We start from the raw sequence: 13,051 nt of genomic DNA on the forward strand, positions 1-13,051 counted from the left end.
CCAAGGGCTTCGGCTTCATTCAGCCTGACAACGGCGGCCCGGACGCATTCGTTCACATCTCGGCTGTTGAACGGTCCGGCATGCGCGAAATCGTCGAAGGCCAGAAGCTGTCTTACGACATGGAGCGCGACAACAAGTCGGGCAAGATGTCGGCCTGCAACCTTCAGGCCGCCTGATATATCAGGGATCTGCTTTCCTCTGACCACGGATGTACTGGCAGGGTGAGAGCGCGAGACCAATGAAGGTCAGGCAATTGCCTGGCCTTTTTTTATGCCTCACTCGCAGCCGATACCGGACTGCAGACGGGAGCCTTCATGACACAAGCAGCAGCAGCAGAACTTCAGGCGATCAACACTGCCTGGCAGATCGCCATTCAAGAGATCCTGAGGGTCGTCGTACGCGATATGTACATGTCTGGTGACGAGCCCGCATTCAGATCGCATGTCAAGCGGATCGAGGAGACAGCGGTCGACAGCATCTACAGCGGCTTGGTGCTTCGAGGTACCGACGAGTGGACGGAAGTCCTGGTCAAGGAAAAGGCCAGCAATTTCGTGACAACGCTTCTGACCTCGTTCACCTACGACAAGGTTTGATCCAGAAGCTCGACTTGGTCCCGGCGCCCTCTGGTCGGCTCGCTTGTTGATATGCCGAGTTGAGGCTGGATACTATATTTGATGCCTGACCCTGCTATGGTCGAAACGCCCGATGCGACGAGGTATCTGGTAGACGCCGCCTTGCGAAACTGCTCGAATGCCACGGTGCGAGGGTGTGTCGATCAGGGCGTCCCAAAGACAGGAGACAAGAGCGCATGGATGTGTTTCGGGCCATCTACACGTCACAACCCTTTGGCTATGACAGCTCAATTTTAGACGGGATCCTGATGGAGGCCCGGCGCGCGAATGTCCGTGACGGCATTACAGGTGCCCTTATCTGCCGCGCAGACATCTACCTGCAGTGGCTTGAAGGCCCCGAGCAGGAGGTGCGCAAGACCCTTGAGCGCATTGAGCGCGACGACCGCCACCTCGACGTCAAGGTGCATGTTGCTGAACATGTAACAGAGCGAACGTTCGCAGAATGGGCCATGTTGCACGATCCGGCGGCGACATGGATCTGGTCGCAAAGCGAGATTGCAGGCGGTGCCCTCCAGCGAACGACTCCGGAAGAGATAACGGGCTTTTTCCTAAAACTTCGCAGCAGCGGAGCTGCTGACGACAAGTGACACCCCTGCCCGCAAGCTGCTTCGGACGCTTGCCGCGATGAGACAGGAGCGCCATCTTCGAAAACGCCTCAATATCGGGAGGCTCGAGAAGGCAGGCGCCGACCGCACCAAAACAGCGATGAATGCGAGCCCATGAGAAGTCCGCTTCCCAAGCGGATGCCTATAATGGTGCGAGCATTTCTCGGATGGCCGATATGATGCGGGCATGGTCATACGGCTTGCTGAAGAACTTGCCCTCTATCGGAAGAAGATCATCTCGCAACTGCCGGTGTCCTGAAGCAATGATGATCTTGACCGGAGGCCATCTGTCACGCACGGCCTCTGCAAGCTTCAGGCCGTCCATACTACCGGGCATGTCGATGTCCGTGAACATGAGCCTGATTTCTGCATGCGCATTGAGAAGTCCTATCGCTTCGTCGGCATTGGACGCTTCGAGCACGATGAACCCCTCATCCTCAAGCGACATTGCGATGTCCATGCGGACGATCGTTTCGTCCTCAACGACAATAACTGTGGTCCCCTTCTGCGCCATTGCCTATGCTTTCTGTCTGATACGTTGCGCATGTGCCAATTAAGTGCGCCATCACAGGCAACGCGCTCTCAGGCTATTCGATCCTTCTATGTTCGGCTTATTTTATCAATGGTTACGACCGTTTGCGTAGACAGACTGTTCCAGATGGCAATTAATTCGCGCTAATGCGTTCGACAGGCCCTCGCCAGCAATCTTCACATTGGCTTCGAATATGAGCAAGGGGTGCCGCTCGCTCCAGTGCAATGATGATTGGCACTTCGGACCTGTCGGGCTGCTCGGCCAGATGCGCCCCAATTTGCGCGAAATCGGCGGAATTCAGCGCCTCGTTTCCCCGTCTCAAAGACGTCAGGCTGTTCCACCGCCGGACCGGGAGCGGGCGTACCTGCCATCTTCGACCAGATCCGCCACGGCAGTCCAGAGATGATAGAGCGAGCTTGCGGGGATTGTCTGGGCAATCGGCATATCATTCGTATCAAGCCGGTCATGCCAGCAACCGGGAGGTGCTCCGGTCATGTAGGCTGCCAGGATAGCAGCAGCCACGTCGTCTGCCTCGACAAGATATCCTTGGAAACCGAAACGCTCATAGAGTGACAAGAACGCCTTCAGCATTTCCACCTGAGGCCAGAGTCTCCGCGAAGGAGTAATGGGCCTGATCGCCGAGACGACATCGACGAGGAAGGGTGAACCCTCGATGCGCCCGATCGCCAGAGCGGTCGAGAGGAGATCGAGGCAGATCTTGCCGTGGTCGCTGTCGGCCAGCATGTCATGGCGTGTCGTCAGCCACACCCATTCGCACATGTGACCAGGTTCCAGCCGATCTGATCCATAGCGGGCGGCGAGTTCCCATTGAGGCCCGAAGAACTCGTGAAGCGGCCCTTTCGGTCCGACGAGGAAATGTGAGCCCAGAAGTGCAAAGGCTCGACCTTCGGCGCTCATGTGAGCGGATGTTCGGTTGTTTTCGCATAGGGCCAAGGCCGCTTCGAGGTAATGCATATGCGGGTTCTGTCTGCGCGGCAGGCTTCCGTCGCTGTCTTCGGCCCACCCGCCAAAAGGATCCTTCAATGTCTGGTCGATCGCGGTGAGAGCCTGATCGATATGATGACGGTACATGTCCTTGCCAGTCGCGGTCAGCAGCCAGGAGAGGGCAAGCAGGATACAGGAACTGTCATAGAGGTCGCGGATGGGGTCGGTGATGCTGTCGGTATGGCGATTGAAGGCGCGAGCGTAACCGGCACGCGGACCGCCAATCCAGGCGACGCGGTGGAGATTGGCAAAGGCCGCCTCAGCCATTTGAAGTGATGCGGGCGGGGCGACGCCGAGATGCGCCGCATGCGCATGCACATAGATCTGCCGCGCTACCGTCCGCGTCCTCACCTCTCCGGATGTCTGGGCTGATCCGTCGAGTTCCAGATGTTCAACAAACTGACCGCAGCGCTCGTCGTAGCCCACTGCGGCCCAGGTCGGCAAAATCTCCTGAAGGAACTGTGATTTGAGAAGCGACAGGCTCACATGGAACTCCTCTCGGCTGCGTTCCGATACGGTTTGTCGTCATGACGTCGCCCCGACGGGACGCATCGTTTCCAGAAGCTCACGGATCTTGATCGTCATGAAGTTGGAGTAGGTGTCCGACACGGCATAAGGCAGGGCGATCAGATCGCCGTGTCGCATTGCACCGCAGGAATAGACTACATTGGGCACATAGCCTTCCCGCTCGGTCGGTTCCGGCTGCAGCAGGGGTTCGACTGTCCGCGAGAGAATGATGCTTGGGTCCTGCTTGTCGAGCAGGGTCACCCCGATCGCGTAGCGTCGCATCGGCCCCACCCCGTGGGTGAACAGGAGCCAGCCCTCATCGATTTCGACTGGCGAGCCGCAATTTCCGATTTGTACGAACTGCCAGGCAAATTCCGGCTTCATCAGCATCTGCCCCTCCTCCCAGTGAAGCAGATCGTCAGAATAGAGCAGGAAGAGGTTTTCGCTGTCTTGCCGGGCGATCATCGCGTAGCGGCCGTTGATCCGCCGAGGAAAGAGCGCCATGCCTTTGTTGCGGGCTGCAGGGCCGCGCAAAGGGGTTAGGGTAAAGCTCGCGAAGTCTTTCGTCTCAAGAAGTTCCGACCGGATTGAAGAGCCGCTATAGGCCGTATAGGTGGCAAAATAGATGGTCTCGCCCTCGTCCTCGAAGGCCACGAAACGGGCATCCTCAATGCCGTTGGACTGGGCTTCGGTGACCGGAAAGACAACGCGCTCACTGAGGTCGCTGTCACGGTTGAAGCTGAGCCCGATACAGCCGGCAGGCGCGAGCCCGTCATGGGCATGAATAACCGGCAGCCCCGCCAAACGTGTCGGAGGATCGATGGCCAAATCACCATCCGGATCAAGCACACCCGAGCGGAAGGTTAGCGAGGAGATGTGGCCCTCTCCGACAGCCCTGAGGCTGAGGATCACCCGTCTGCTACCCTTGGCGACACCAGACTGATCTGGATGCGCAACGATACTGGGATTGAAGAGGGCGGCGGATTCGAACGAATACTCGTTCATGAAATAGGCCCCGACCAACTGCCTTTGTTGCTGGCTGAACTGCTGATGATGGTGGAACGCATCTTCCATCGCATCCGCCCGAAGCTCGAACTGCCGCAACAGGTTGCGATGTCGTGTGTCGAAATTGGCGAGGATATCGCGCAACTGGTTGGCCGTGGCGATCGGGTCCAGTGACAGAACACGATCAACGATCTCATTCGCCCTGCTCTTGTCACGGGGATTGAAGTGGCGCGGCTCGGTCGATGGCTTGAATGGGCGCACGATCACGCGTGTCGGGTCAGGCCTGAGATAAAGAGCCTGCCGATTCAGAAGGCTGTCTTGGGGCAATAGGGAACCTGTTCTCTCTGGATATGGGGTAACCCGGCTCATGAGAATTGCCGGAAAACGACCCGGGGAAGCACGGGCGTGTGTGCCTGATGAACTCTGCCGATTTCGATTGAAGAGATCAGATAGCAGAGCACGGATTCAGCGCCTCTGTTCTCATTGGCGCGGTCGGCATGCAGGCCATCTCGGCAACTTCCCGTTTCCGGATCGACAAGGGAGATCCCGTGATCATTGCTGCCCGTGAACCAATTGAAGGTGCTGTTGGCAAGCTCGATCCAGTGCTTGTCGGAGGTGGCGTCATAGGCGGCAAGACATGCCGATACGGTTGCCGTTGCCTCCACCGGCTGCTGGTCGAAGGGCTTCGGCGGCTCGCCGATTTCGAAGAAGCCTTCCGTGCCAATGGCGCGAAAGTGACCTGCCTCTGCAGTCTGCTGGACCATCAACCATTGCAGGGTAGCCAGGCCGGTGTCGACAAAGGCAGACACTTTGGTAGCAAGCCCCGTGACAATCAAAGCCTGGCTCAGTCTCGCGTTTTCGTAAGAGAGGCCCTCCTCGAACCAGCGGCGACCGTTCTTCGACACACGCCGCTCCAGATCCATCAGACTTTCGGCGAGCCGAACGCGCAGCATACGTGCGTGGGGATCGTGGGGATTGGCCGTGCAATAGTCGTTCAAGCCGAGGAGCGTGAAAGCCCAGGCTCTGGGAGAGCGAAAGTCGAGCGTAACCGACATGGCTTTCGCAAAGAGCGCACTTGCCCAGCGGCGGCGAGGCGCATCGGTATCCGACAGCGCACAGGAACCCAGGGCCCAGAGCGTCCTCCCGTGGCTATCTTCGGATCCCTCGTCTTCGAGCCATCGGCGATCATAGCTCATGAAGTTGCGGAAACGGCCCGTATCCGGATTCCACGCATGTTCGACAAAGGCTGCGAATGACGCCGTCATCCGATCGGTGATTCCAATCTCAGCAGCTTTCGACAGCAGAGAAGATAAAAGCAGCGCCCGCGCATTGTCGTCCACGCAGTAACCGTGGGACCTGTCTGGCACAGAAAAGACGGCATGTTGAACAATGCCAGTATCGTCACACATGGCGTGGAGATGACCGAGCTTCAACGCCGTTCGCTGCGCCGGCCGCGTAATCCGCAACGAGACGAGGTCGCTGACGAGTTTCGGTCGAAAGGATTCGCGCGCCTTTGCCATGCTCTCCAGATAGAGCACGGCCACATGGGACCAGATCATCGAACGTCCCGCATCGTATGCGAGGTGGCGCATGGCCATACGACGCTCATCGTCTCCCAGCAGATCGCCAATCGCCTTGCCGGTCGCCGATGCGTCGCCAAATGGAACGAGAACGCCGCGTGCATCCGTCAGAAGTTCCAGGGCGTGCCAGTAGGGGGTCGATACGACCGCGCTGCCCATGCCGAAGCTATAGGCAAGCGTTCCGGACGTCATCTGCGCTTCGTCGAGATAAGGCGTCACATAGACGTCGCACATGGCGATAAAGTCGAGCAGTGTCGGCAGGTCCACAAACTGATTGAGGAATTCCACGGCGTGGTCGACGCCAAGCTTTTCCGCACGGTGCCGCAGGCTGTCCCGATAGGTGTCGCCCTGCTTGCGCAGCAATGTCGGATGGGTGGCTCCAAGCACGATGTAGAGCGCCCGAGGATTCTGCTCCAGGATCGCGGGCATGGCATCAATCACCACCTCGATCCCCTTGTTCGGAGAGAGCAGGCCAAATGTCAGGATGATCGGTCGTCCCGCGTAGCCCCGTTCGACTTTGGCCAATTCCGGATCATGAAAGGGGCGATCCGGTATGCCATGCGCGATGACGTCAATCTTCTCTGGCGCAACCCCATAAACCTGCGTGAGCAAGAGACGTCCGCGCTCCGCCATAACGACAATGCGATTGGAATGCGCGGCGACCTTTTTCAGGACGTGGTGTTGTGAAGGTGTCGGATCCGCAAGGATCGTATGGCAGGTCGTGACGACCGGTACCCGCAAATGCGACAGGAGTGTCAGGATGAATTCGCCGTCAGGTCCGCCGAAGATGCCGAATTCGTGCTGCAGGGACACAGCGTCGAACCGTCCTTCGTTCAGGATCCTCGCCGCCGTCACATAGTCTTCAGGTTCGGACTCCCGGATCTCGAAGATCACGTCGGGCGGGTAGGCGTAACTCTGGTCCTCGTCCGTGATGGCAATGATGCTGGCACTCACATCGGCGGCGCTTTCGGTCATGGCGTGCGACAGATCACCCGTGAAGGTGGCAATGCCACACTGACGCGGGGGAGAGTTGCCGATAAAGGCGATACGCGTTGGCTTGTTCATGGACGTTCACCTTCCGACACAATGGCAAGCTGGTTGCCGCACAGGTTAAGACATCAAAGTCGTTCGGGTTCCACCGCTTCGAGTTCGCGTTCGAGAGCGACACGCCCCTGATGGAGTTCAGCATTCCACAGTCGGTACTGCGGGCTGTTCTGATAGGCGGGCATGGGAGCCGCGACCGTGTAGGTGACTGCGGCAGCAGGCGACAGGCCCTTGGTCGTGACGAGGCGGACCATCTGGCCGATGGTAAAGCGATGAGAAGGCATGCTGTTTCTCCTTTTCAGAGGGTTAGCGCGACGTGGGCGGGACTGCGGGCCTTTCGGGTCGACGATCGGCTCCCGATCAAAGTCCCGGCACCGCAAGAAGCTTGTCCTTTTCCAGGGCGGCATCGAGTTCCGACGGATCTATGTCTACCAAGCTCTTCTTGTTGCCTGAGGCCACTTCGATCATGGTGGAGACGCGCCTGTAGGCGAGCCAGGAGATCCCGGTGATCTGCTCCTCGTCGTCCGAGACATCGTAGTCACCCGCCGGGTACACGCCCTGGAGACCCGTCAGCGTGAAGGGTGCCTTGAATTGTACGGTTCTCTTTTTCGTTCGCGTGAACATGTGAGACTCCTTTTGTGGTGACGGCGAGACATTGCAGCGGATGTAATCCGAGCGTCTCGCGTCATCCGTGTTCATGAGCCCTGCTTGGGCGGAACAGCGGGCCTTGCTGTGAATGCGTGGATGCTGCAATCCGGCCGTTTCCCAGCCCCCGACCTGATCTCAAAGACATTCGGTCGGCAGGTCGCCGTTGCAATCCGCTTCTTGCGAATGTCAGCGAGTATGATGACCTTGTCGGAGCTCTCCATCAGGTGCTTGGCTTTCCGGCTGTGCCAGACAGATCGCCACCACACGGACTTCCGCCCTCATCTTCCCAGCGCCACAAAGCAGCGGCATCACTGAAAACCACATCCTCCCAGATTGCGGTTTGCATATCGGCCATCAGCATTCCGTTGCGAAGGCGATTGATGATCAGCACCTCCGTTTCGTAGTTGCTGCCTGACTGAGCGCGCGGATCCGTACTCGAGTAGTTGGAGCGATGGAGCAGAGCTCGCAGCAGCGCCTGGTCAGCCAGTCTTCGCTCGTTCTCTGGCTGGTTTCTAATCAACATTGCAGCACGGCGAGGTCTGCCCGACACCGTCGTTGTGCAGGCAAATTGCAGTGGACCGCTGAAGATCGACCATGATCTGCTCCTATTGTGGGTTCACAAAGCGCTCTGATTGACGTCTTCACACAGCCGTCTGAAGGGACGATCCAAATGCACTGAGATCGAGTTCGATCGTGTGTCGTCGCCGAGACTGATAGGCTTGCCTCGCTGCCGTCAGGATCCGATCCCGCAGGCGGTCGAATGCCAGGAGATAGTCGCGTTCCATCCGGCGGCTGGTCGCCCCCTCACGGTCAAACACTGCGACAGGCAATAGAAACAGAACCTGGTTCAGACCATCATGACCGATGAAACGGATCAGACCACGCGTCTCGTCATAGGCACGGGTCGGGTTGGGGAAGGCAAGGGTCACAGGCTCGATCCCTGAACGTTATGCTTTTGCCTTGTGAGTACTGTCTTATCTGCCCAGAGGTTGACGGCGGGGGTCAAGTCGCCGGATCTGCGGACGCCCTTCTGGTAAAGGGTGATCGCGTGGCGCGCCGCGCCGCGGTCCAGCTCGCACAGTGGTTCCTCATGGCGGAAGCCTGCATGCCGTAATGCATTTCTGATGGTGCTGATGTCGAAGCTGCCGATAGGCTGATGCAAGGCGGAAGACATGATGTCCTCCTTAATTGGGGCCAGGGTGAGTGCCGCCCAGAAAGTGGCAGTGCCCGTTCAATGGCTGCCACTCATCCATATATGGGCCCTATATCTGAAATTGCAAGGCAAGCCCAGAAACATCCAATGAGCGCATCTTGCGAGCTGGCCTTCGTGGATCGGGTGCGACGGGTCCTCGGGGCTATGTAGAATAACACCTGCGTAATTCCTTCCGACAAACAGCTCGAGAGTTGGGGCCATATCCGAAGTCGCAAGGGGCGGACATGGATGGACAGGCCAGGCTCACTGCCGAGCCGATGAAGAAAAACTTCGTGTGACCGTCTCGAATTTCAGCCTCAGGCTCCATAAGTGGGTGCATATGCCGCTCGCGCCCCGCGGGCGAAAAGCGCCAATCGCGACAACCGCTTCCAGGAGCCCATGGCCGAATTTTACGTTCTCGAACCACCAGGCGTCGGTCTGCTTCCGATGTGGCAGTGGCTTATGGCCACCTGGTTCGGAACAGGATTGGTCGTTCCGCTGCGTGCGGGGCTTGCGGTCTTCGCGCTCCTGCCCCTGCTGGTCGTGTCCATCAAGATGCCCCGGCTCGCGGTACCGATGGTTGCCTTGCTCATCTTCGCCCTCGGAGTCTATGTCTCGTCGGCGATCGACCTGGCGACCGGTGTGAAGGATGACCGCCGGATCGTCATCGATGAAGTGGCGGCCTTCCTGATCGGTGCCTCGCTGATCCGTCAGGCGGGCTGGCGGATGCTGGTGCCGTTTGCGGCTCTTTTCCTGTTCTTCGACAGATTGAAACCCTGGCCGATGGCCTATGTCGAGCAGGTCCCATCCGGCTGGGGCGTCATGCTGGATGATCTGGTCCCGGCGGTCGCGGTCGGCCTTCTCTTTGCGATTGCCCAGCATTTCTGGAACCGCCAATCGCGATAAAGCAGGCCACCGGCTATCCGGAGCGATATGCCGGCGCGCTGGCAAGCGTTACGCCCGCCCGCGGCTTCGAAGCCGGGCCTACAAGGGCTTCGCACTCTCACGGCGCGAGATAGATCGTCACCCGCTTTTCGGAACTCAGACCACTGTCTCCGTCGGCAAGGTCCGCACCGATGACATCACTCGCGGCGACACCCTCGCTTCGCATCGCCGTGTAGAACAATGCGCTGCTCTCTACGGCGGCCTGCAGGCGCGAGACGTCGGATTGCCTTTTTTCGAGCTCCGGTGCCACGACGTCCATGCTGTCCTGCTTCAGCGCCACGAACCGGAACTGCGTGGCACCGAAGACCATTTTGACCTCCTCAGCCGTGTCTCTCGCGCGCTGGACGGCACGCAACGCGTTTTCGGCCACGCGCTCACTGTCCGTTTCGCTGACCTCAATCTCGTAGCCGAAGAGTTCGGCAGGGTCATCGTTCCCAGGGTATGGTGCGGATTGTCCCAATGCCGGCGAGGCCGTGGCCCCGCAGGTGAGCATCGCCATCATCGCGAGCGTGCGTTTTAGTGTCATCTGTCACTCCTTTGGATTCGTCGCCTCTTTCGTCTTGATGCGCGGAGGCGTGCGTTCGGCCCCTGGCATACTGTCTCCTGAAGCTGGCAGCGTCAGGCCTCAGAAAATCAGCATCAGGAGCAGAACGACGACCGCCAATCCGATGAGAAATATGACCCCGATGGTGCTACCTATAAACTTGAGCATGTGTCTTCTCCTTAGCGATGTTCGTGAGTGAACGCGGTCGGGGCTTTTGCCCCGAATTCCACTTTAGGAAATCGTCTTGGTAGGCCGATGGTTCCCCTCCGTTCGAATACGCGGCCGTGCAGACTTTGACGAAATGCGTCCTCGGGGTCGTGAAGCTTCAAGAGTATTCGCGCGTTCGGAATTCCGAATTCCGATAGCTCGCATTCGGAATTCCGAACACACTTCGAGAAAGCTGACATCTAAAGCCCTGATTTTCAGGTGTTTTCAGACTGGCATGCCTCTTGCTGTCCGATAATGGACAACAAGAGGAACTCGCACCGTGAACTTTGAGTGGACCATACTGATCGCACTGGCCGGGGCCATCATTGCCAAACCGGCCTCGTCGCTGCTCGGGCGATACACCGGCTGGGTGGTAAGCCTCATACCTCTGTTCATCTTCGCCTCGCTTCTCACGCATCTCGCTCCAGTGGCGAACGGAGAGGCGTTGATCGCGCAGCTGGCCTGGGTGCCCTCGCTCGGCGTCGAACTCGCGTTCCGCCTGGACGGTTTCGCACTGCTGTTCGGCCTGCTGATCAGCGGCATCGGAACGCTGGTGGTGATCTATGCGGGGGCCTATTTCGCCGAAAAGCCGAGCGCCGAGATCGGTCGTTTCCTCAGCCTCATCATGCTGTTCATGACCGCCATGCTGGGAACCGTCCTGTCGGACAATCTCATTGTCATGTTCGTCTTCTGGGAACTGACAAGCCTCGCCTCCTTCCTGCTGATCGGCTTCGACGGTCACAAGGAAGCGGCACGCAAGTCGGCGCTGCAGTCACTGATCGTCACCGGCGGCGGCGGTCTCGCGCTGTTTGCCGGCATCCTTCTCATCGGCATGACGCTCGGCACCTTCTCCTTCACGGAAATCCTCGCACGCTCGAACGAACTGGTCGCAAGCAGCTGGGCTATCCCGATCGCAGTCCTGATCATGATCGGCGCCTTCACCAAGAGCGCGCAGTTCCCGTTCCACTTCTGGCTGCCCAATGCCATGGCCGCGCCGACGCCTGCCTCCGCCTACCTGCATTCGGCAACCATGGTGAAGCTCGGCGTCTTCCTGCTCGCCCGCTTCGACGGTATGTTTGCCGGCATGCCGGGCTTCGGACATACGCTGGTGGTCTTCGGCTCCTTGACCATGGTCGTTGCGGCCTTGCAAGCACTTCGCGCCGAAGGCTTCAAGGCGGTCCTCGCCCAGTCCACCGTCGCCTCGCTTGGCATTCTGGTGATGCTGATCGGCCTGACAGGCGAAGTCGCAGCTGTCGCCACGGTCGGCTTTATCCTCAGCCATGCGCTCTACAAGGCGGCCCTGTTCTTCTGCGCGGGCACCGCCATCCATGCGACCGGCGAAACCCGATTGGACAAGCTTGCCGGCCTCGCGCGCTTCCTGCCGGTCACCGCCGTTGCTGCCGTCCTTGCCAGCCTGTCGATGGCGGGACTGCCCCCCTTTGTCGGCTTCATCTCGAAGGAATATCTGTTCGAAGCGCAGCTTGCCAATGACTGGAACATCCTGCCGATCGCGGCTGCGGTTCTCGTCAATGCCGTCATGGTCGGTGTGGCCGGCGTCGTATCGATCCGTCCGTTCTACTTCAAGTCCGAGGCTGAACGTGAGATCCATCATGGCGAGACATCAGGCCTTCTGGCAGGCCCCTTACTGCTCGCAGCCGGCGGCATTCTGATCGGCCTTATCCCCGCGCCGGCTGGACAGTGGCTCATTGGTCCGGCTGCCTCGGCACTCCTCGGTCAGCCGGTCGACGTTTCGTTCAAGCTCTGGCACGGCCTGACGCCCATGCTGGTCCTGTCAATGCTCGTCGTCGCCATCGGCGCTGTCATCGTCATCCAGTGGACCCGGATCCACAACGCGCTCCGTCGTTACGACACGCTGTATGCCTTCCTCGGCGATCGCTTCTACCACAAGGCCCTGAACGGCGTACTGGCGACGGCACGCCTGTCGACGAGAGTGCTCCAGAACGGCGACCAGCATCGCTACACCACACTTGTCGTCCTGGCGGTCACCCTGGGTCTGGCCATCGCCTTCCTGGCGGCCCCGTCGGCCGACTTCCTCGCCTCTGAGGGCAGCATCCGCATCTCGGTTGCACTTGTCCTGATGCTGACCGTCGTCGGTGCCTTGGCGACGATCATCGTCCGCTCGCTGATTGCCGGGCTCGTCTCTGTCGGCATCGTCGGCTTCGGTTCGGCTGTGATCTTCATGTTGAACGGCGCTCCGGACCTCGCTCTGACACAGATGGCCGTTGAAACGCTGATCGTGATCCTGATGACGGCCGTACTCATCAAACTGCCGTCGCGACGCCGGCACTCGCGCACGCTTTCCGAGCGCCGGCGCGACGGCGTGATCGCCGCAGGCTTTGCCGTGATGATGTTCATCGCGCTCGCCTCCATCGGCGTCACGCCGATCGACCTGCGTCTTTCCGACTACTTCGGCGAAACGAGCTACCTCGAAGCCTATGGCCGCAATGTCGTGAACGTCATTCTCGTCGATTACCGCGCCATCGATACGCTTGGCGAGATCGTGGTCGTCGCGATTGCCACCATTGCCGCCTGGGGACTGCTGCGCGGCTCCCTCAAACCCGCCCGCAACAAGGAGTGACCGACC

General features: G+C 59.3%; 15 protein-coding genes. 5 read left to right on the top strand and 10 right to left on the bottom strand.

Going from position 1 to position 13,051, the window contains the following annotated elements; translation table 11 throughout:
* The 3 genes from IP85_RS16225 to IP85_RS16235 all read left to right on the top strand — a co-directional run.
* Positions 1-176 (top strand): cold-shock protein (locus tag IP85_RS16225; protein ID WP_156322933.1); only part of this gene is annotated, 176 nt, incomplete at its 5' end.
* A 138-nt stretch (positions 177-314) separates the two neighbouring features.
* On the top strand, positions 315-593 hold the full coding sequence (locus IP85_RS16230; RefSeq protein WP_054150723.1) for a hypothetical protein: 279 nt from the start codon (positions 315-317) through the stop codon (positions 591-593).
* Between the two features lie 215 nt (positions 594-808).
* The gene (locus IP85_RS16235; RefSeq protein ID WP_054150724.1) at positions 809-1,219 is read left to right on the top strand and encodes a BLUF domain-containing protein; all 411 of its coding nucleotides are present in this window, start codon (positions 809-811) and stop codon (positions 1,217-1,219) included.
* A gap of 160 nt (positions 1,220-1,379) precedes the next feature.
* Here the strand turns inward: IP85_RS16235 and IP85_RS16240 are convergent, their stop codons facing one another.
* The 9 genes from IP85_RS16240 to IP85_RS16280 all read right to left on the bottom strand — a co-directional run bounded on the left by IP85_RS16240 (position 1,380) and on the right by IP85_RS16280 (position 8,732).
* A complete protein-coding gene (locus IP85_RS16240; RefSeq protein WP_054150725.1) occupies positions 1,380-1,751 on the bottom strand; it encodes a response regulator in 372 nt (123 codons plus the stop codon).
* A gap of 345 nt (positions 1,752-2,096) precedes the next feature.
* Positions 2,097-3,260 (bottom strand): AGE family epimerase/isomerase, encoded by a 1,164-nt coding sequence (locus IP85_RS16245; protein ID WP_054150726.1) that lies wholly within the window; start codon positions 3,258-3,260, stop codon positions 2,097-2,099.
* Between the two features lie 39 nt (positions 3,261-3,299).
* On the bottom strand, positions 3,300-4,613 hold the full coding sequence (locus IP85_RS16250; RefSeq protein ID WP_156322935.1) for a glycoside hydrolase family 130 protein: 1,314 nt from the start codon (positions 4,611-4,613) through the stop codon (positions 3,300-3,302).
* 38 nt (positions 4,614-4,651) lie between these two features.
* Positions 4,652-6,931 carry a glycosyltransferase family 4 protein gene (locus IP85_RS16255; RefSeq protein ID WP_054150728.1) on the bottom strand — a complete coding sequence of 760 codons (2,280 nt, stop codon included), beginning with the start codon at positions 6,929-6,931 and terminating at the stop codon, positions 4,652-4,654.
* Positions 6,932-6,984: 53 nt separating this feature from the next.
* Entirely contained in the window at positions 6,985-7,194 is a 210-nt protein-coding gene (locus IP85_RS16260; RefSeq protein WP_054150729.1) for a hypothetical protein, read from the bottom strand.
* A 76-nt stretch (positions 7,195-7,270) separates the two neighbouring features.
* Positions 7,271-7,534, bottom strand: coding sequence for a hypothetical protein (locus IP85_RS16265; RefSeq protein WP_054150730.1), 264 nt, complete (start codon positions 7,532-7,534; stop codon positions 7,271-7,273).
* Positions 7,535-7,778: 244 nt separating this feature from the next.
* Positions 7,779-7,949 (bottom strand): hypothetical protein, encoded by a 171-nt coding sequence (locus IP85_RS22575; RefSeq protein WP_245280890.1) that lies wholly within the window; start codon positions 7,947-7,949, stop codon positions 7,779-7,781.
* Between the two features lie 250 nt (positions 7,950-8,199).
* Positions 8,200-8,487 carry a DUF1488 family protein gene (locus IP85_RS16275; RefSeq protein WP_054150732.1) on the bottom strand — a complete coding sequence of 96 codons (288 nt, stop codon included), beginning with the start codon at positions 8,485-8,487 and terminating at the stop codon, positions 8,200-8,202.
* On the bottom strand, positions 8,484-8,732 hold the full coding sequence (locus IP85_RS16280) for a hypothetical protein (RefSeq protein WP_054150733.1): 249 nt from the start codon (positions 8,730-8,732) through the stop codon (positions 8,484-8,486). The genes IP85_RS16275 and IP85_RS16280 overlap by 4 nt, the downstream gene beginning before the upstream one ends.
* Positions 8,733-9,149: 417 nt before the next feature.
* Here IP85_RS16280 and IP85_RS16285 point away from each other — a divergent pair, with 417 nt between their 5' ends.
* Positions 9,150-9,656 carry a phosphatidylglycerophosphatase A gene (locus IP85_RS16285; RefSeq protein WP_054150734.1) on the top strand — a complete coding sequence of 169 codons (507 nt, stop codon included), beginning with the start codon at positions 9,150-9,152 and terminating at the stop codon, positions 9,654-9,656.
* A gap of 97 nt (positions 9,657-9,753) precedes the next feature.
* Here the strand turns inward: IP85_RS16285 and IP85_RS16290 are convergent, their stop codons facing one another.
* Positions 9,754-10,221 carry a hypothetical protein gene (locus IP85_RS16290; protein ID WP_054150735.1) on the bottom strand — a complete coding sequence of 156 codons (468 nt, stop codon included), beginning with the start codon at positions 10,219-10,221 and terminating at the stop codon, positions 9,754-9,756.
* 505 nt (positions 10,222-10,726) lie between these two features.
* Between IP85_RS16290 and mbhE the strand changes: the two genes are divergently transcribed.
* On the top strand, positions 10,727-13,045 hold the full coding sequence (mbhE, locus tag IP85_RS16295; RefSeq protein ID WP_054150736.1) for a hydrogen gas-evolving membrane-bound hydrogenase subunit E: 2,319 nt from the start codon (positions 10,727-10,729) through the stop codon (positions 13,043-13,045).
* Positions 13,046-13,051 lie beyond the last annotated feature (6 nt).

It is taken from the genome of Rhizobium sp. AAP116, from assembly GCF_001295785.1.
In the GTDB taxonomy this organism is placed as follows: domain Bacteria; phylum Pseudomonadota; class Alphaproteobacteria; order Rhizobiales; family Rhizobiaceae; genus Allorhizobium.

Excerpts from the sequence above, each read along its gene's own strand:
- IP85_RS16235 (WP_054150724.1), top strand. The coding sequence starts at position 809 with ATGGATGTGTTTCGGGCCATCTACACGTCACAACCCTTTGGCTATGAC.
- IP85_RS16285 (WP_054150734.1), top strand. The coding sequence starts at position 9,150 with ATGGCCGAATTTTACGTTCTCGAACCACCAGGCGTCGGTCTGCTTCCG.
- IP85_RS16290 (WP_054150735.1), bottom strand. The coding sequence starts at position 10,221 with ATGACACTAAAACGCACGCTCGCGATGATGGCGATGCTCACCTGCGGG.
- IP85_RS16255 (WP_054150728.1), bottom strand. The coding sequence starts at position 6,931 with ATGAACAAGCCAACGCGTATCGCCTTTATCGGCAACTCTCCCCCGCGT.
- IP85_RS16230 (WP_054150723.1), top strand. The coding sequence starts at position 315 with ATGACACAAGCAGCAGCAGCAGAACTTCAGGCGATCAACACTGCCTGG.
- IP85_RS16280 (WP_054150733.1), bottom strand. The coding sequence starts at position 8,732 with ATGTCTTCCGCCTTGCATCAGCCTATCGGCAGCTTCGACATCAGCACC.
- IP85_RS16240 (WP_054150725.1), bottom strand. The coding sequence starts at position 1,751 with ATGGCGCAGAAGGGGACCACAGTTATTGTCGTTGAGGACGAAACGATC.
- IP85_RS16265 (WP_054150730.1), bottom strand. The coding sequence starts at position 7,534 with ATGTTCACGCGAACGAAAAAGAGAACCGTACAATTCAAGGCACCCTTC.
- IP85_RS16260 (WP_054150729.1), bottom strand. The coding sequence starts at position 7,194 with ATGCCTTCTCATCGCTTTACCATCGGCCAGATGGTCCGCCTCGTCACG.